This is a genomic window from Chryseobacterium sp. RLHN22, assembly GCF_051011795.1.
Lineage (GTDB): Bacteria > Bacteroidota > Bacteroidia > Flavobacteriales > Weeksellaceae > Chryseobacterium > Chryseobacterium zhengzhouense.
Window position 1 is genome coordinate 1 of the sequence record NZ_JBPCHW010000036.1, and the last position, 18758, is coordinate 18758.

Annotated in this window: 21 protein-coding genes and 1 riboswitch; of the genes, 7 read left to right on the plus strand and 14 right to left on the minus strand. The window is 33.9% G+C overall.

Annotated elements, in window-relative coordinates:
• From tssD to namA, 4 genes are all read right to left on the minus strand, one after another.
• Positions 1-182, minus strand: a 182-nt coding sequence (gene tssD, locus ACR1PN_RS19600) for a type VI secretion system tube protein TssD (protein WP_433981407.1), incomplete at its 3' end; no start/stop codon positions are given.
• Between the two features lie 239 nt (positions 183-421).
• Entirely contained in the window at positions 422-754 is a 333-nt protein-coding gene (locus ACR1PN_RS19605) for a CCC motif membrane protein (protein WP_433981408.1), read from the minus strand.
• 18 nt (positions 755-772) lie between these two features.
• A complete protein-coding gene (locus ACR1PN_RS19610; RefSeq protein ID WP_433981409.1) occupies positions 773-1066 on the minus strand; it encodes a DUF2752 domain-containing protein in 294 nt (97 codons plus the stop codon).
• 27 nt (positions 1067-1093) lie between these two features.
• A complete protein-coding gene (namA, locus tag ACR1PN_RS19615; protein ID WP_433981410.1) occupies positions 1094-2146 on the minus strand; it encodes an NADPH dehydrogenase NamA in 1053 nt (350 codons plus the stop codon).
• A 107-nt stretch (positions 2147-2253) separates the two neighbouring features.
• Here namA and cdd point away from each other — a divergent pair, with 107 nt between their 5' ends.
• The 3 genes from cdd (at position 2254) to ACR1PN_RS19630 (ending at position 5935) form a co-directional block, all read left to right on the plus strand.
• Entirely contained in the window at positions 2254-2736 is a 483-nt protein-coding gene (gene cdd, locus ACR1PN_RS19620) for a cytidine deaminase (protein ID WP_433981411.1), read from the plus strand.
• An 87-nt stretch (positions 2737-2823) separates the two neighbouring features.
• Positions 2824-3001, plus strand: a riboswitch (cobalamin riboswitch).
• Between the two features lie 33 nt (positions 3002-3034).
• Positions 3035-4870 carry a TonB-dependent receptor plug domain-containing protein gene (locus ACR1PN_RS19625; protein ID WP_433981412.1) on the plus strand — a complete coding sequence of 612 codons (1836 nt, stop codon included), beginning with the start codon at positions 3035-3037 and terminating at the stop codon, positions 4868-4870.
• 12 nt (positions 4871-4882) lie between these two features.
• Entirely contained in the window at positions 4883-5935 is a 1053-nt protein-coding gene (locus ACR1PN_RS19630; RefSeq protein WP_433981413.1) for a YncE family protein, read from the plus strand.
• Positions 5936-5995: 60 nt separating this feature from the next.
• On the opposite strand, the gene ACR1PN_RS19635 is transcribed toward ACR1PN_RS19630, so the two are convergent.
• From ACR1PN_RS19635 to ACR1PN_RS19680, 10 genes are all read right to left on the minus strand, one after another.
• A complete protein-coding gene (locus ACR1PN_RS19635; RefSeq protein ID WP_433981414.1) occupies positions 5996-8338 on the minus strand; it encodes a hypothetical protein in 2343 nt (780 codons plus the stop codon).
• Positions 8298-9344 (minus strand): hypothetical protein, encoded by a 1047-nt coding sequence (locus tag ACR1PN_RS19640; RefSeq protein ID WP_433981415.1) that lies wholly within the window; start codon positions 9342-9344, stop codon positions 8298-8300. The genes ACR1PN_RS19635 and ACR1PN_RS19640 overlap by 41 nt, the downstream gene beginning before the upstream one ends.
• Positions 9345-9753: 409 nt before the next feature.
• Positions 9754-11175: a CCA tRNA nucleotidyltransferase gene (locus ACR1PN_RS19645; protein ID WP_433981416.1), complete on the minus strand. Its 1422-nt coding sequence runs from the start codon at positions 11173-11175 to the stop codon at positions 9754-9756.
• Between the two features lie 191 nt (positions 11176-11366).
• Complete coding sequence (locus ACR1PN_RS19650; RefSeq protein WP_433981417.1) at positions 11367-11915, minus strand: L-threonylcarbamoyladenylate synthase; 549 nt, start codon at positions 11913-11915, stop codon at positions 11367-11369.
• A 38-nt stretch (positions 11916-11953) separates the two neighbouring features.
• Positions 11954-12262 carry a GIY-YIG nuclease family protein gene (locus tag ACR1PN_RS19655; protein ID WP_433981418.1) on the minus strand — a complete coding sequence of 103 codons (309 nt, stop codon included), beginning with the start codon at positions 12260-12262 and terminating at the stop codon, positions 11954-11956.
• A 71-nt stretch (positions 12263-12333) separates the two neighbouring features.
• Entirely contained in the window at positions 12334-12837 is a 504-nt protein-coding gene (locus tag ACR1PN_RS19660) for a DinB family protein (protein ID WP_433981419.1), read from the minus strand.
• 61 nt (positions 12838-12898) lie between these two features.
• On the minus strand, positions 12899-13357 hold the full coding sequence (locus tag ACR1PN_RS19665) for a GNAT family N-acetyltransferase (RefSeq protein WP_433981420.1): 459 nt from the start codon (positions 13355-13357) through the stop codon (positions 12899-12901).
• 55 nt (positions 13358-13412) lie between these two features.
• On the minus strand, positions 13413-14552 hold the full coding sequence (locus tag ACR1PN_RS19670; protein WP_433981421.1) for a cystathionine gamma-synthase: 1140 nt from the start codon (positions 14550-14552) through the stop codon (positions 13413-13415).
• A gap of 83 nt (positions 14553-14635) precedes the next feature.
• Positions 14636-14962: a gliding motility protein GldC gene (gene gldC, locus ACR1PN_RS19675; protein ID WP_378180153.1), complete on the minus strand. Its 327-nt coding sequence runs from the start codon at positions 14960-14962 to the stop codon at positions 14636-14638.
• A 119-nt stretch (positions 14963-15081) separates the two neighbouring features.
• The gene (locus ACR1PN_RS19680) at positions 15082-16068 is read right to left on the minus strand and encodes a gliding motility protein GldB (RefSeq protein WP_433981422.1); all 987 of its coding nucleotides are present in this window, start codon (positions 16066-16068) and stop codon (positions 15082-15084) included.
• 335 nt (positions 16069-16403) lie between these two features.
• On the opposite strand from ACR1PN_RS19680, the gene ACR1PN_RS19685 reads away from it, so the two are divergent.
• From ACR1PN_RS19685 to ACR1PN_RS19700, 4 genes are all read left to right on the plus strand, one after another.
• A complete protein-coding gene (locus ACR1PN_RS19685; RefSeq protein ID WP_433981423.1) occupies positions 16404-16937 on the plus strand; it encodes a GNAT family N-acetyltransferase in 534 nt (177 codons plus the stop codon).
• Positions 16938-16946: 9 nt separating this feature from the next.
• The gene (gene nadE / locus ACR1PN_RS19690; protein ID WP_433981424.1) at positions 16947-17738 is read left to right on the plus strand and encodes an NAD(+) synthase; all 792 of its coding nucleotides are present in this window, start codon (positions 16947-16949) and stop codon (positions 17736-17738) included.
• Positions 17739-17844: 106 nt separating this feature from the next.
• Positions 17845-18351, plus strand: a complete 507-nt coding sequence (locus ACR1PN_RS19695) for a ribonuclease domain-containing protein (protein ID WP_433981425.1) — start codon at positions 17845-17847, stop codon at positions 18349-18351.
• Between the two features lie 46 nt (positions 18352-18397).
• Positions 18398-18703, plus strand: coding sequence for a barstar family protein (locus tag ACR1PN_RS19700; RefSeq protein WP_378180138.1), 306 nt, complete (start codon positions 18398-18400; stop codon positions 18701-18703).
• The last annotated feature ends 55 nt before the right edge of the window (positions 18704-18758 follow it).

The window sequence follows — 18758 nt, forward strand, 5'->3', positions numbered from 1 at the left end:
AATGATTCAAGGATATCAGATTTTTCTGTTGCCTCAACCGTTAATTTGATGATCGCATTCGATGGATCGGATGCTACACGTCCCGAAACATCCGTAGATCTTGAAACGCTGTAGTTCAGCTTTAATAATTTCTGCCCTTCGCCGCCGTTGAATTTTAAAATTCCTCTTGAATTTGCTGCCATGATTCGTAAATTTTAATTCGTTAATATTTTGTTCTGATTTTATATTTCAAAGATAAAACCTCTGAAAACATATTTTGCATTTTAAATACAAAATCTCAAATTTTGTAGTAATTCTACGATTTTCTGTCGTAATTATACGATTACAGCTAGTAATGAGAGATATTTATTAAGCATCATATCTAGGGCTATAACAAAAAAAGACCGCATTTCTGCGATCTTTAATTATGCTAAATTTAGATTTACTGTCCCATCAATTCTCTCATACGCTCCTGCATCAATTGTTGATCTGAAAGAGTATCCCAACCGAAAACGGCAATCATCACAACATTCAGAACAAGATACAGAACACTAATCGATAAACCTATGATACATAGAATTCTACCTGTATTCAGGTTATTGTAATCTGAGTATAAGGTAGGATTGCTTTGATATAACTGATTGTCTTTTTTGTAAAGCACAAGTCCGATAATACCTGCAATAACTCCCAAAATACCGTAACAACAGCATCCGACAATCGAAACGATTCCTAAAACAAGTACCGCCGTAGCATTAGGTAACTTTTGTTGATTCATAATTTATTTTTTTAATGTTTAGTTTATGTGAATGAAAAAATGTTTATAAAAATAAGAAAAAACCATAATCAGTGAATTAATTATTGCTAAAAAAACCACAATCTGACCATAATTCCTTTTTTTATCGATAAAATTAAGCCCTACAAAACAAAAAAACAGTAGTAAAGTGTACACAGCCGGAAACATTTGAAAAGCCTCCGAAAATTTCCCCTCGAATACCAAAACAATAGCTCTTTGAGTTCCGCACCCGAAACATTCGATTCCCAAAAACTTTTTGCTGGGACATGGAAGCATAAAATCTTCTATATGCATTGCTCTATTTTAAATTCGCACCTAAAATTAAGAAGAAATTTTCGCTCTGAGGTATTGATGTGGAAAAAAACATTCTTCTTTCATCTCAAAAGAGCCCTGAACTGCCAAATAAGGATTTCGTAAAATTTCTCTTGCCACAAATATCAAATCAGCTTCCCCATTTTGTAAAATCTCTTCTGCCTGTTCAGTTTTCGTAATTAAACCTACTGCTCCTGTTATCACATTTGCCTGATTTCTGACAGCAGATGAGAACGGAACCTGATAACCGTCAAAAACAGAAATTTTTGCTCCGTGAATATTTCCACCACTGGAAACATCCACCAAATCAACGTGATGCTCTTTCAAAATTTTTGATAATTCTACGCTGTCATTGATATCCCAGCCATTTTCGGCGTATTCCGTGCCGGAAATTCGTACAAATAAAGCAACATTTTCATTTAATTCTTCGTTTACTGCATCTACGATTTCCAATAAAAACCTTATTCTGTTTTCAAAGCTTCCTCCGTATTCATCTGTTCTCACATTAGAAAGTGGTGATAAAAACTGATGAACCAGATAACCATGAGCCCCGTGAATTTCAACCACATCAAAGCCTGCTTTTACCGCTCTTTTCGCAGCATTTTTAAAATTCTGAATTTGTTCTTTGATTTCTTCCATCGTCAATTCATGCGGAATTCTTTCCGTCGGATGATAAGGAATAGGACTTGGTGCCAATGTTTCCCAACCATCTTCCAAAGAAATCTGTTTGTTTTCCCAAGTCGAACCTTTTCTTCCTGCGTGAGCCAGCTGAATTCCTATTTTACTCTCTGAATTTTCATGAACAAATTCAACGATTTTTTGTAGGTTTTCTGCCTGTTCATCATTCCAGATCCCCATACAATGATTGGTAATTCTTCCTCTCGGCTCTACTCCTGTTGCCTCCACTATGAGAAGCCCCGTTCCGCCCTGAGCACGACTTCCGTAATGAACAAAATGAAAATCATTAGCCAAGCCATTTTCACAAGAATACATACACATTGGTGACATGACCCAACGGTTTTTCAGCTCTACATTTCTGAATTTTATTGGTGAATATAACATTGAATTATTTTTAAAACTTTTTTAAAAATACAAAATTAGTATGATAAACATGCTGTTGCCCAACTCATGAAAAAGGTTTACTTTTATCCCCCTTTTTACGGAAACAAATGAAAAAAGATTTTACAATCAGCTATGATCAGTTTAAAAGTGTCGAGGAGCTTAACGAATTAGAAAAAGATCTTTTCGAAAAAGCTAAATCGGCAAGAGAAAATGCTTATGCACCTTACTCTAATTTTTTTGTAGGATGTGCTGTTCTTCTGGAGAATGGTGAGATTTTTGCAGGAAACAATCAGGAAAATGCGGCTTTTCCTTCCGGACTTTGTGCTGAGCGCACTGCATTATTTTGGATCGGAGCAAATTTCCCTGATCAGAAAGTTAAAAAGATTTTCATAGTAGGCGGTCCTAAAGAGGCTTCAGAAAAAAATCCGCCGATTCCTCCATGTGGAGCCTGCAGACAAAGCATTATTGAATATGAAACCAAGCAGAATGAAAATATTGAGCTTTATTTTTCAAATTTACATGAAGAAGGCATAAAGGTTTCTTCAATTAAAGATCTACTTCCTTTTTATTTTGACGGAACATTTTTATAAATTTTCAACAGCTTATAAACACTAATACAAAAGAGCATATTCAATTTTTTACCGTTAATAAAATTTAATCTTTCTTTTCAAAAGAACTATATTTGCAAAAATTTTGGTTTCCAAAGTATTGGAACGAAGAGGGAATTGGGTGAAACCCCCAAACTGTCCCCGCAACTGTAAATCGCATTTAAAAATTTCTACAAAAAACCACTGCCAAAGCGGGAAGGTGTAGAAAAGCGAAAGTCAGGAGACCTGCCAGAATTCAACCTTTTAAAACATTTGCTTTCGGAGGAAAAGTAAAAATAGTATGAGTACAAAAAGATTATTGATCTTATTTTCTGCGTCTTCATGCCTGACTTTATATCACGGTCAGGAAAAAACCATCGACACAGTATATGTTTTTGACAATCAGATGAAAAAAGTAAAACTTTTTCATACAGTCCAGACATTATCTCCACAAGATATTCAAAAAAACGCTTCCAATCTTTCTGAAGTTCTGCGTTTTCAGTCGCCGGTTTATATTAAAGAAAATGGTCGTGGAGCAGTTTCTTCACCTTCATTCAGAGGAACAACTGCGCAACAGACCGCTTTTGTATGGAACGGAATTAATATTAATTCCCAGTTTTTAGGTCAGGGTGATGTGAATAATATTGCGCTTTTTGGTTATGATGAAATGGAAATAAAATCCGGAGGCGGAAGTGTGATTTACGGAAGCGGGGCCATTGGAGGAAGTATTCATTTAAATAATACATTAAGCTTCAATAAAGGTTTTAGCGGATCATTTAATTCTGAAGTTGCTTCTTTCGGAACCTACAACAACTTTTTACAAGCTGCTTACAGCAATGATAAGTTCAGTTTTAAAGTTTCGGGAAATTACCTCATCAGTCAGAATGATTATGTGGTTCCTGAAGAAAATTATACTAACTGGAACGGTAAATATTACAATACTACGGCAAACATAGGAATCGCTTATAAAATTGCTCCAAAACAGACCATTTCATGGCAAAGCCAGCTTTACAATGCAACGCAAAACTACCCTATTTTCTCTGAAAACGGAAACAGAACCAAATACGAAGCACAAACTTTAAGAAATCTAATCGCTTGGGATTATAACGGTTCAAAAATATCAAACAGTTTCAAAGCGGCTTATACAGAAGACAACTTTCAGTATTTTGGGGTTGAAAATATGCCGAGTACGAGCGGCGGAATCAATAAAAATTATATCTTGAAAAATGATTTTAATTATTTTATTATTCCGAAGCTAAACATTAATATCATCGGAGAATTTCAGCAAAACCAGGGTGAAGGAGAAGGTACTTCGGGAATCGCTAAAGTTTCCAGAAATGTGGGTTCAGTGGCGGGTTTAATAAGGTATTTTCCTACCCATAATTTAAGATTTGAAGCAGGAATTAAACAGGATTTTGTCGAAAAAATAGATGCACCCATACTTTATTCTCTTTCAGGAAAATGGAAAGCTGCTGAATGGTACAGCGTGGATGTAAATTTTTCGAAAAATTTCAGGTTTCCTTCGTTCAACGATCTGTACTGGACTCCCGGAGGAAACAAAGAATTGCGACCTGAAACTTCTGTTCAGACCGATATGAATCATGAATTCAAAGCTGGGGATTTTAGGCTCATTTTAAGTCCCTATTACATCCGAATTACCGATATGATCCGTTGGCTCGATACCGGTTCGGGATACTGGTCTCCATTTAACACCCATAAAGCAGAGTCTTACGGTCTCGAATCTCAGCTTAGGTATCAGAAAAATTTCAATGAAAACCATTCGATAAAGTTTACGGCAGGTTACAGTTATACAAAATCTGTAAATTTGGAAACCCAAAAACAGCTTACCTATGCACCGTTGCATAAATTTTCGTCGAACCTTGATTATCAATACAGATTTTTACGTTTTTATGCACAGGGAATGTTTAACGGACTAACTTACACTACCACAGATGAAAGCAGAAAATATGCAATTTATCCTTACTTAGTGATGAATACGGGTCTTTCCGCAACATTAATGAAGAAATACACGTTAGGATTCCGAGTAAACAATATTACGGATACGATCTATGAAACTATGGATTATTATCCTCTGCCAAAAAGAAATTACAGCATCAACGCAACAATAAATTTTTAACATTATCATATTATGAAATTAAACAAACTTTTACAGATTATTTTCGGATTCGTCCTTCTATTTTCGGTTTCATGTACGTCAGATTACGAAGAAATCATTCCGGAAATAACTTATAACAATGGTCTTTTTATTACCAATGAAGGTAAATATGGCACTCCGAATGCAGATGTATCTTTTGTCTCAAGAGATTTAAGTGTAATGCAAAATGACATTTACAAAGCAAAGAACAACAACGAAAATCTGGGAGATGTACTTCAGACAATGGTTTTCAATGGAGATAAAGCATATCTTCTGTTGAATAACTCAAATAAAATTGTAATTGTAGACCGTACAACATTCAGAAAAACAGGTGAAATTACAGCTCAGCTGAATACCCCTCGTTACATGGCTATTGCAAACGGTAACCTTTACGTTTCTAACGATCTATACGGAGGCGCAAAATTTGTTAACGTATATAAATTAGCTGACAATTCTTTTGTAAAGAAAATTGATTTTGCATCGACAAGTACCGTTGAGAATGTTGTTGAAGCGGGAGGGAATATCTTTGTACAAAATGCAACTGTAGGATTTGGTAATACGATCACAAAAATCAACACAACCAGCAACACCATTGATGGAGCGGCAATAGCAGTTCCGAATGGAAACATCAACAAAACAATTTCTTACAACAACAATGTTTATGTCATTGCAGCTGGAACTACCGATTCTTATATCCATCAAATATCTGCAACAGGATCTGTTGTAAAAACAACTACTCTTACAGGTATTACAAACGGAACCAACCTTCAGATTGACGGCGGAAGATTTTATTTCAGCTCAAAAAACAAAGTCTATTCTATGGATATGAATGCTACAACAGCTCCTACAAGTCCTATTATTACAGCTGTAGACGGTGGAGATTATTTTACACTTTATGGTTTCAACGTAATAGAAGGAAGAATTTTCACTGTTGACGTAAAAGGTTTTACAGAAGCAAGCGAAATTACAGTTTATACAACTGCAGGAACTCAAATCAGCAAGTTTAAAACAGGAATAGGTGCAAACGGGGTTTATAAAAATTACTAATCTTAGTCTTTTACAAAATAAAAAATGCGGTTTTAAAAGAACCGCATTTTTTATCTAAATCTATCTTCTTGCTTTAAAATAAGTTTTAAAAGATTCACATCCACTCATCATATCTTCATACTGATCCGGATAATTATTTTTAAGATCTTGATAATATTTATTTTGTTCAAACCTTCTGTCTTCGTAATTACCGGCTTGGGAAGAATAATTCATAGTATTCTCACCCATAAAATCGTAATTATAATTCTCACATCTCCCCTGCATTCTCAGACATAAAGCTTTAAATTTATAGGTTTGAGCATTTTCAAAAGCTTTCCCGTAATAATATTTTGCAAGACCTGCTGTATTGAATTCCTGATTATCTTCCCGAATAGAATAATTTCCTGCCGAGCTTACAGAATACCTTCTCATCATCCATGCATTGCCGTATTGCGACATATTGTAATAACAATTGGCCACCAAAAAATAATAGTAATCTCTGTCTTTTTCTTTCGGATTATTGGCTTTGTTCAGATATTCGATAAGCTTTCTGGTCACCGAAATTTTATTCACTCTGAAATGTTCTTTTTCAGGAATAAAATCAGGCGTATATTTTAAATGATAAAACGGATTCTGATCAAAAACCTTGCTGGATGAATAGTAATTGTCTTTACCATCTCTTTCCCAAAGTGAATATTGCGCATCAAAATAATTCTCACCAAGCTTATTGAAAGTATTTAAAGCTAAATTCAACTTGTTTTGTCTGATGTATTTTGTACCCAACAAATCATACAAAGAATTGATTTCTGACTGATTAATCGAATAAAAATTTCTATAAAACGAATCTGGATTTTTACTTAAACCATTAATTTCATTGATAAAACTCTGCAATTGTTCGGGTGAATAAACAGCATCCAGATAATCAAAATAATCATAGTAATACGTATCATAAGTATGATTAGAATTTTTCAAAGATTTATAGTAAACATTATTGTAATATTCATTTCCAATAGAAGGATGATTTAACGAGGCGTATAAAAGTGCGGCATCATCAGTATTTCCCAAATATTCCAATTCTCTGCCTAAAGCAAAAATAAAATGTTTATTGTCTTTATTTTTAATGATAATTTCTTTCGCTGCATCCGGAATTTTAGCATTTCCATAGGTTTGATTCGCAAAAAGATTCAAAGCTTTTATGATTTCCACATTGTTTCGCAGAAGATTTTCAGACGGTAAAACTTTTTCCAGCTCAGCAACTTGGTTTAAGCTTTCAGAATAATTTTTGGTCATTAATAAAAGCTCTGCTCTCGCATATTTCCAGAAATTCGGATTTTCAACTTTAGATAAATCAACCGAATTAATGAATTCCAAAACCTCTTTTGCATATTGTCTGTCGATGTCTGAACGTTCTAAAATTTTAAGAACATTTTCGTTTTCAGGATCACTCTCCCAATAATCATCATTCGTATAAAAAAGAGAATAATAAGGTGTGAAAACCCAATCTTCAAGCTTTCCCAATTCACGATATAGCAAAAAACTCAATCCGTCATAATTCGGATTTTCGGCATACATCTGTTTTATATTTTCTAAATTTTTATCCGGATTATAAAGTCCGTAAAGCAGTAAAACATTTGCTTTTTCCTTTTTATTTTTAGCTAAATTTAAAACATCAGCTACAGGAACTTGTGATTCAAAATATTGCCACGAAACAAATCTTTTTTCAGGACTGGCTGCAAAAACTTTCGCAAAATATAGATTTTTCAACGCCGGATTTGTCTCTGAAGTCGCCTTAAAATACAACGCCCAAACATCAATCACGTCATTGGATTGATTTGCCGAAAAGTATCGACTGTAAATTTTCTCAATGCTTTTCATATCCTTATTATAAAAAGCCAAACGAAGTGCTAAAAAAGCATATCTTTTTTTGAATTCTACTTTTTTGCTTTTTGAAGCCAAAACAGTTGCTTTATTTAATAAATCATTTCTTTTTGCAGTCGCAGTATTTTCATTTCTTTCCCAAGGATCATCCTGCCAGGTATTGAAGTACTCGCAATTTTTGGCAAATTTCAAATAATTAATTGCCTCAATATCTTTTTGGGAATATAAATAATGAAGAAACGGATTTGAAGAATTTCCCTGAATATCAGAGAAACTAAAACTATCCAAAACAGTTGAGATATCTGCAATAAGAACTTTATTATCACAATATTTCCTCCACAATTTTTCATTATCCTGATTGGAAATTACAGCTTCAGAATTTTGTTCAAAACTTAAAACCGAATAATAAAATGAAGAATATGACTGATAAGAAAAGTTCTTAGGATTCAGAAAATAGAACCTAACGTCTTCTCCGTAAGGATAAAAACCACACGCAGAAAAAGCGCTACTTAGTAAAATCGCTGTAAAAATGACTAATTTCTTCATCGGTGTAATTATTAAGTTGTTTTTCGTCTAAGTGAAAAAGCGTTACGGTAATTTCTTTATCAAACTTGACATTTTTCCTGATAATCGCAATAGCTTTATTGATTTTATCTGCCGTTATTTCTTCATATTTTATCTTATCTCCGGTTCTCAAATACGTTTCGTAATTAATAACTGTATCTTTCTGCACTTCATACCAAAGCGGTTTTATTTCTTTTAAATGAGGCTTAATATCTTTCACATCATACAAAACATTCGTAAACTGATTGTTTTGGTAAACCTGCATCCAGGAATATACCGGAAGTGCAACATCCAAATGCAACGGATATTTTTTTGCTGTATTGAGATAGCTTTCCAATTCTTTTAAATCAAGAATCGAATTTTTCGAGTGATCCGCCAATGGATTAATCAGATTATAACACATCAAAGTAACTTTATCAACTGGCGGAACTCCCATTTTATCTGGATATTTGTATGGATACAATCTTAGTGTAGCTGAAATTTCTTTTTGTGAAATCGGTTTTAATTTCTTTAAAAAATAAAAATACTTATCCTTTGTAGAAGCCGTCCAATCGCAGTCAATCTGTATTTCTGAAACCTTTAAAGAGTCTAATCTTTCATTTGTATATTTGTTAATTAAAAAGTTTACATTATCTGCTAATTGATCTAAATCTTTCTCTGCACTTTTCTGAAAAACAATATTTTTAATATAAACCGTTGGAATAACTTCATAAGAATTCGTTGATTTTTCATCACAATAAGAATTCAGTGAAAAACTGGTTTTAGAAATAGGAAAATTTCCCATTGCATCGGTATAATCGACCTCAAAAAATTTCACATACAGTTTCTTAATATTCTGATCAATTAAAATATCTTTTTCTTTGTTTGAACTGGAAGGATAATCGTTGGATTTCCAGTAATAGAAAGCATTTTCAACTTTTTCTACTTTAGTATTTTCGCAGGAGAAAATCAGAAAAAGTAAGGGCAGAAATAAGAAGATTTTTTTCACCGATAGTTTTTTAAAATTAAACAAATTTGTTTTCAATGTTTTCACAAATGTAATAACAAAAACTGTTCAATTTTAGTATTTTATTAACAAATTTTTAAGAATTTATTATGATTTAGTTTTATAAATTAATTTCGTTAAAATTAAAACCTCAATAATTCCAATAAACCACCAGATGGGAAACCTGAAATATACATAAAGAAGAGTAAAACCATCAACAAGAGGCCGATCTTTAACGGCTTTTTTAATTTCAAAATCTACAGAAAAATAGGGTATAATAAGCCCAAAAAGTAAAAACACAATCAGATACAAGATCCGATTGCGTTTTTTAATTATTTTGTATTTCCAAACTCCAAAATTGAAGATGAAAATTACTATTAACATGATATAGTCAAATGTTGCGAAAAGCATTTTAAACAAGTGTTAATCCAAGCTTTTCCGCTTCTGCAATAACAAAGTTTTTAGCTTCTTCACTATCATTTCCAATTTCGCCTTCCAGAATTGCTTCTTTTACTTTTTCCTTTAACATCCCGATTTCACGACCGGGTTTTAAATTAAACATCCTCATGATTTCTTCTCCGGAAATGGGTGGCTGGAAATTTCTTACCTGATCTTTTTCCTCTACTTCCTTAATCTTTACCGCAACATACTCAAAATTCTTCTTGAATTTCTCCTGTTTTTTGGAGTTTTTCGTTGTGATATCAGCTTTGCAAAGCGTGAACAGATCTTCAAGATTTTCACCGGCATCAAACAACAATCTTCTCAATGCAGAATCCGAAGCGTCATCCGTAATTAAAGCGATTGGACGTGATGAAAGTTTCACCATTTTCTGAACATATTTCATGTCCGGTCCTAATGGTAATTTCAATCTTTGAAATAACGTTTTTACCATTTTTGACCCTAAAAACTCATGTCCATGAAAAGTCCAGCCTGTTCCTTCCACGAATTTTTTGGTAGGTGCTTTTCCAATATCGTGAAGCAATGCCGACCAGCGAAGCCATAGATTATCGGTGTTTTCAGAAATATTATCCACCACTTCCAAAGTATGGTAGAAGTTGTCTTTATGCGTTTGACCTTCCACTTCTTCTACCCCTTTCAGATCGATTAATTCAGGAATAATTAATTTCATCAAACCGGTCTGTTCCATTAGTTTTAAACCAATTGAGGGTTTTTTGGAAAGCATGATCTTGTTAAATTCAACCATGATTCTTTCCCTGGAAACAATCTTAATTCTTTCTGCCTCCTGTTTAATGGCTTCAAGTGAATTATCTTCAACTTTAAAATTTAACGTTGAAGCAAAACGTACCGCTCTCATCATTCTCAGAGGATCGTCAGAATACGTCTGTGCGGGTTCTAATGGAGTTCTTAAAATTCCTTTTTCCAGATCATCAATCCCGTTAAAAGGATCGATCAATTCACCGAAATTATCTTTGTTCAAAGAAATTGCCATTGCATTAACGGTAAAATCTCTTCTTTTCTGGTCATCTTCAATCGTTCCGCCTTCCACTTCCGGTTTGCGGCTGTCTTCAGAATAACTTTCCTTTCTTGCACCTACAAATTCCAGCTCAAGATCTTTATATTTAATCATCGCCGTTCCATACGTTTTGAAAACGGAAACTTTCATTTTCGGATCAATGGTTTTAGCAACATTTTGCGCTAATTCTATTCCGCTTTGTTCGGTCACAAAATCAATATCCGTGGAAGCCTTTCTTTTCATCAGCAAATCCCGGACATAACCGCCCACAATGTATACAGACTGATTGTTTTCTGCCGCTACCTCAGAAATTATTTTGAAAAGTTTTAGATTTTTATTTTGATTGAGATTGATGAACATTTTTTAATAGATGTTAGATATTAGATGCTAGATATTAGACTTACAACTATATGTTTTAACTATATGTTTTATAATTGTTAACTTATATCTAATGTAAAACCACTAAGAAATCAGATTTTAAGTTAAAAAAATTAAATTTCCGACTTCCTAATGGTTAAATGGTATTGCAAAGATAATTAAAATCTTTTCTTTTACTCTCGAAGAACTTTTATTCTGTTATCACTCCAGATTTTTATCACCGAAGAGCCGGAATATTTTGACACAACATCTCTATTTTCTTCCACTGCATAATCCACCAAATCTATAATTTCGGGCGAAATATCCGAGAATTTCAACGGACTTTTATCTCCACTGAAATTCGCTGAGGTCGAGACTAAAGGCTTATTTAGTTTCGTTATTAGCTTTTTACAAAAATCATTTTTCACCAAACGAATTCCTATACTTCCGTCTTCTGCTAATAACTCCTTCGGCAAACCTCTTGGATTTTCGTAAACGATGGTTACCGGTTTTTCGCTCAAATCAATAATTTCCCAAGCCATTTCCGGAACGTCAACCAGATCCTGCAGTCTCTTTTCAGATTCCACCAGGATAATCATGGATTTGTTCTTTTCACGCTTTTTAATGTCAAAAATCTTATTGACAGCTTCTATGTTTGTCGCATCACAACCAATTCCCCAGATGGTGTCTGTAGGATATAAAATTGTTCCGCCGGATTTTAGTATTTGTATGATGTTTTCCATTTGTTTGTCATTGCGAGGAACAAAGTGACGAAGCAATCTCAATAAGGATTCATAATATCCTTAATGTCTTCTGCTAAATCTCTCCATTCAGGATTAATTGAGTTTATTAAATTTATTTTTTTCTGTCTAGAACCTGCCTTGATTTGTTTTTCTCTGGAAATAGCATCACCAATTTCCTGAAATGATTCCCAGTAAACAAGCTTGCACACATTATATTTTGACGTAAAACTTAATTCAAAAAATTTTTCTTTATGCTGCTGAACTCTTTTTGGCAAATTAGATGTTACACCTGTATAAAGAACAGTATTATTTTCATTGGTCATAATATAAATAAATCCGGGTTTCATTTGTGTCGTTTTAAAATTATGAGATTGCTTCGTCGCTTTCACTCCTCGCAATGACATAAAATTAAAAAACTTTACAACTTCGGCAAATATCTTTCCTCAATAATATTCAAATGATGAATATTATGACCTACAATTAATTTCCCAATGGTTTCAGCCGAAATTTGATTTCCGTTGGCTATTCCAATATTTTTTAAAGCTGATGAATTTGCGGTTTCTAATAAAACCTGAGAGGATTTTCTCACCAATTGATATTCTTCCAATAAAGAACTCAAACTTCTTTCATTAGCAAAAGATTTATTTGCGTATAGTTCTTCATCAAACCCAGGCAATTCATTTTGATCACCCCTCGCAAAAGCCAGAATTCTGTACTGAAAAACTCTTTCTGTATCGGATAAATGCAAAAGCAATTCTTTCAGCGTCCATTTTCCTTCTGCATAAGCAAAAAGAGATTGCTCTTCTGTAAGATTTGAATAAATTTCGACGGTTTTTTCTCCCGATTTTTTCAATTCTCCCAACCAATCTTCGGATGGAATATGATCTAAATATCTTTGAACGTATTTTTGAAAATCAGTCATGTTTTTTAGTTATAAGTTATTAATTATGAGTGATGAGTTTGATAAATTTATAATTCAAGTTTCACAATTCACTATCATTATTTGTCCATTCGTAGAAATTCACCTCATCATAAATTTTAAATCCGCAGCTTGGATATAATTGGTTCCCGATGTCGTTGGATTTCCCGGTTTCAAGAAGAATGCCGGCTGCATCGGTAGATTTTGCCATTTCTTTTGCTTTTTCAATCAATTCTTTTGAAAATCCTTTTCCACGAGAATTTTTATTCACGTATAAATCATTCAGCAGCCAATAACGTTTCATTCTTGTTGAAGAAAACAATGGATACAGTTGAACAAAACCAACCAATTCGTCTCCATTTTCAGCAACAAAAATCTCAGAATCTTTATTTTCTATTCTTTGTTTTAAAAATTGTTCAGCGCCAGGAATATCCGAATCTTTATGGTAAAAAATCCTGTATTGGTCGAATAATTTAGCTAATTGGCTTAAATCTTCGATTATTGCTTTTCTTGTATTTTTCATTGAATGGCTAAATTAAAAATAAACATCCGCTATAAAAACGGATGCCTAATTTATTTTAAGAAAAAGCGCGTTCTAAATCCGCAATCAAATCTTCTGCATCTTCGATTCCAACGCTTAGGCGAACTAAATCATCGGTAATTCCAAGTTCTGTACGTTTTTCTGCAGGTATGGAAGCATGAGTCATCAAAGCCGGATGATTTGCTAACGATTCTACTCCGCCCAAAGATTCCGCCAAAGTGAAAACTCTTACTTTCTCCAAAAACTTGATAGCATCTTCTTTTTTACCCGATTTAAACGTGAAAGAAACCATTCCTCCGAAATCTTTCATCTGAGCTTTTGCCAATTCGTATTGCGGGTGAGATTCTAATCCCGGATAAATTACCTGAGCAACTGCCGGATGAGACTCAAGATATTTTGCTACAGCCATTCCGTTTTCAGAATGTCTCTGAACTCTTAATGCCAAAGTTTTAATTCCTCTCAACACCAAATAAGAATCATGAGGTCCTAAAATTCCACCACTTGCAAACTGAATAAAGTGAAGTTTTTCTCCCAATTCAGCATCCTTTGCTACTAAAGCTCCCGCAATAACATCGGAATGCCCTCCTAAATATTTTGTAGCTGAGTGCATTACGATATCAGCACCCAAATCAATTGGTCTTTGAAGATATGGCGTTGCGAAAGTGTTATCAACAGCAACAAGAATATCTTTTCCTTTTGCAATTTCTACAACCGCTTTAATATCAACTAATTTCATCAATGGATTTGTTGGAGTTTCAACCCAGATCAGTTTAGTTTTATCAGTGATCACATCTGCAATTTTAGAAACATCATCAAAATTCACGAAAGTAAATTTCAACTGATATTTTTCAAAAAGTCTGGTGAACATTCTGTATGTCCCACCATATAAATCATCCACTGCAATGACTTCATCACCTGGATTTAATAATTTTAAAACACAGTCGATCGCCGCCAAACCAGATCCGAAAGCCAAACCTCTCGCTCCGTTTTCGATGCTTGCCAAAGAGTCTTCCAAAGCCTGTCTTGTTGGGTTTGCAGCTCTTGAGTATTCGTATCCGGAATGTACTCCCGGAGATTTTTGTGCGAATGTAGACGTTAAAAAAACCGGAACATTTACAGAACCTGTTGCAGATTCGTGATGTTGTCCGCCGTGTATAACTTTTGTATTGAAATTCATTGTTTTATATTTTATTAATTTGAAAATTACTTTCACAACTTTCATTTTCAAATTGTCTTATTATCACATTTTCAAATTCGTTTTTACATTTTTATTGCTGATTTAATCGCAAATTCCTCCGCCATTTGCTCAATCCACGCTGCAACATCATCTTCCCCGGTTGCTCTCTGATACGTATTCCCCATCGAAATAAAAATCTGATGCATAAACATCTTCATCTGATCTACAGGCATATCTTTTGTCCAAAGATCAATTCTTAGAGCCTCCGATGTTTTTTCGTCCCATACTGAGATCATTACCGCTTTGGTTTCTTCTTTTTCTACTCCTCCATCCTGAGCGTTCCACGTCATTACTTCGGGAATGTGGTTTTCATCCAGCTCAACATCTATCGTTATCTGAGTTTTTCTCATTTTTTCTATTTTTCTAATATGTTTAAATGGTTGTCGGGCTTTGGTTGTTAGTTGATCGAATAATAAATTTTATAATGTTAAAAAACTAACAACCATCAACCAAAAACCAACAACAAAATTTATTCTTCTATTTTCGGTTTATACTCTGCTTTATTAAAAATTTCTGTGGCATCTATTTTAAGGAAATCTGTTAGTTTGGTTTCAGGATTCTTTTTAAAATACTCTTTGCAGATTTGCCATCCGATGTACACACCTACCATTGGTGAAGATTCGTTGTCGATTTCGGTATAAAATTTTGAAAACGGTCCCGGATTGATGAAACGGTCTACCAAACGGTGATCATCACCAAAAATCAAATTATTTTCAACAAAATAATTGTAAATATTAGCTTCGTTGGCAGCAGCCCAATCGTATTGCTTTTTATCGTAATCCATCTTTAGATAATCAGGAGTTTCCGGAAGAAAAGCACTCTGAAGCATCATTATTTTCCCATTGTACACCAAGAGATCAATAAATTTCTGATGATCAGTTGAAAAAGGGACAATTTGTTCAGCAAAAAGCTTAGAAACTTTAGGAACAATATTGTTAGGATTCATTGATTTTTGAAAATAATTTTCCAAACCTTTATAATTCGGATTATTATTTCCCATAAATCCGCTTATATCAATAAAGAGAAAATTGGTTTTTTCATCATACAAAAGCGGCTCCTGAATCATCTGTAATGAAGATGAAAACAAATATACTTTTGGTGTTTTAAAATTGGGAAAATAATATTTAATGTGTGTAAAAAGATCTTCAAGTTCTTTTTTGAGTTTAGTCTGATCAATTTTAGAAATTGCTTCTTTATAAATTCTCACTTCTTCAGCGTTCACCCTGTTTTTGGCAAAGTCTTCATCAGAAACAGTCCCCTGAAACCATGGAAACTTAGCCTTAAACTGCTCCAAAGGGGTGTTTACATCATAAAATTCCTTCGAAATATCGGTAAGTTCTATTTTCTCAACCGGATTTTTTATTTCTACTTTCCAATCTGTTTCTTTGTCTTTTTTACAAGAGCTTAGACTTAAAACTAAAAAGCATGAAAGTGCTGCAATTCTAAAAATCTTCATTATTTTTACATGAAATTTAAGTGTACAAAAATAAGGATATAAATATAAAATTACGATGAAAAAGGATTTTTTGTAACAGTAGAAATTAATAAACTTGTTTAAACTTTTATTTAACCACAAAAGGCGCAAAAGATTTAGATAAAGTGTTTAAAGTTTATCATTAAGCTGACAAAAAGAGCACATAAGTTTTAAAAAAATCTTCGATTTTTATCCTTTTGAGAGCTTTTATTATCTAATAATCGCTGGAAGAATATCTTTTGTACCTTTTGTGGTTAAATTTAAAATTAGTTTAAACAAACTTAATATTAAATCTTAAAAACACAAATAAACTAACTATGAATATTTATATTGAAACCGAAAGACTGATTTTAAGGAAGTTTGTGGAAGAAGATTACGAACGTCTTTTTCTGCTCGATTCTGATCCTGAAGTGATGAAATATATTGGAATGCCAACGCTTAATAAAGCTGAAGAATCAAAAGAAGTCGTAAAAATGATCATGCAGCAATACAAAGACAATGGCCTTGGAAGACTTGCAGTCGTTGAAAAGGAAAGCGGACTTTTAATCGGCTGGAGTGGATTAAAATTACACACGACAGAAATCAACGGACACCAGAATTTTTACGATCTGGGTTACAGATTTATTCCCGAAACCTGGGGAAAAGGTTATGCTTTTGAATCGGGAAAAGCTTCACTTCAATTTGGCTTCAACGAAGTAAAGGCAGACGTAATTTATGCACATGCTCATTCAGAAAATATTGCTTCCAACAAAATTCTTCCTAAACTCGGGTTTGAAAACAAAGGAAAATTTACCGAACCTGACGGAATCTGTTTTTGGTACGAACTTAGAAGAGAAAATTTCAAACAATAAAAATATACAATGCAGACACAAAAAGTAATAGATCATATTGTAAACTGGCTAAAAGATTATGCTCAAAAAGCAGGAGTAAAAGGTTATGTGATCGGAGTTTCAGGTGGTGTTGATTCCGGAGTGGTTTCTACACTTTGTGCAATGACCGGACTAAAAACTTTGGTTATGGAAATGCCGATCAGACAACAAAAAGATCAGATATCCAGAGCACAGGAACAGATTGATTTTCTAAAAAACAAATTTCCGAATGTTGACGGATTCTCTGTAGATCTTAATGCGCCATTTGAGGCTTTACATGATATTTTCAATGTAAGAGATGATGAATTCCCGAATGAAAAGCTTGCCTTTGCCAATACCAGATCACGTCTCAGAATGCTGACTTTGTATTACTACGGGCAAATTAACGGTCTTTTGGTTTGCGGAACAGGAAATAAAGTGGAAGATTTTGGAATAGGTTTCTATACCAAATACGGTGACGGCGGAGTTGATATCTCCCCTATTGCGGATCTTTACAAAACTGAAGTTTATGAATTGGCAAAAGCTTTGGATTTGCCGGAAAGTATTAAAAACGCAATCCCAACCGATGGTCTTTGGGATGTAGACAGAACCGACGAACAACAAATCGGGGCTACCTATCCTGAACTGGAAAAAATCCAGAAAGAATGGGGAACAAAAACAGAAGCCGATTACAACGGAAGAGATTTGGAAGTGTTTCAAATTTTCAGCCGTATGAACAAAGCGGCTCAACATAAGATCAACCCTATTCCCGTTTGTGATGTTCCGGAAGAATGGAGAGCGTAAAAGTCAATTTTGCTGTGCAAGTGAGTTGTGAATTTCAAAAATTCACATTTATAGTTTAATATTGACATTCACTAACGAAGTTAAATTAACAATTGACCCCAGAATTATGAATCCAAAAACCCGTTCGCTTTTCTTTGCCTGTCTCGGGCTTCTTTTTGGAATATCTGTGATGTATATTTACAATAATTTTATTGCGGATAAGGAAGCCCTAAATAAAACAGAAAAAGCTCAGGAATCTTCAAAAATTTACGATAACAAAAAAAGAAGTACATCCGAAAACAGCAGCGAAATCTATTCGATTACTGAAGAAACAACTGTAATTAATTATATAAAACAAAATCATAAGCTTCCTGACTATTATATAACAAAGAATGAAGCTAAGAAATTGGGTTGGAATGCTTCGCAAGGAAATCTTTGTGAAATTCTTCCCGGAAGAGCTATTGGCGGAGACCATTTTGGCAACCGTGAGCGAAAACTTCCGAAAGGAGAACAATATTTTGAGGCAGATGTAAATTACAATTGCGGAAACAGAAATTCAGATCGAATTGTTTTTACTAAAAACGGAGAGGTCTATTTAACGAAAGATCATTACAAGAGCTTTGAGAAAAAATAGTAGTCATTCCCTAAAACTCCTACATTTGCACCATTAAAAATAATCTATGAATACAATATACATCGACTTTACAGAAATTGGAGATTACGAAGATTTTTATACTCAGCTTAAAGAAAAACTAAAACTTCCTGAACATTTCGGAGATAATCTGGACGCCCTTTTTGATGTTATTTCCGGAGAACTCGAGATGCCGCTTCACATCGAGTTTGTGAACATGAGCGTTGATCAGCTTGAACTTTTTGAAGATCTTTTGACTACTCTGGAAGATGCAGAAGAGCAAGTGGAAGATTTTACTTTCACATATTATCTTGAGCAGTATGAAGATGAGGACGAAGAAATTGATGAGCAATAAAAGTCTGAAGAAAAATTTATGTTTCGGGGGGGGTGTTCCGCGTCGCAACACTCCC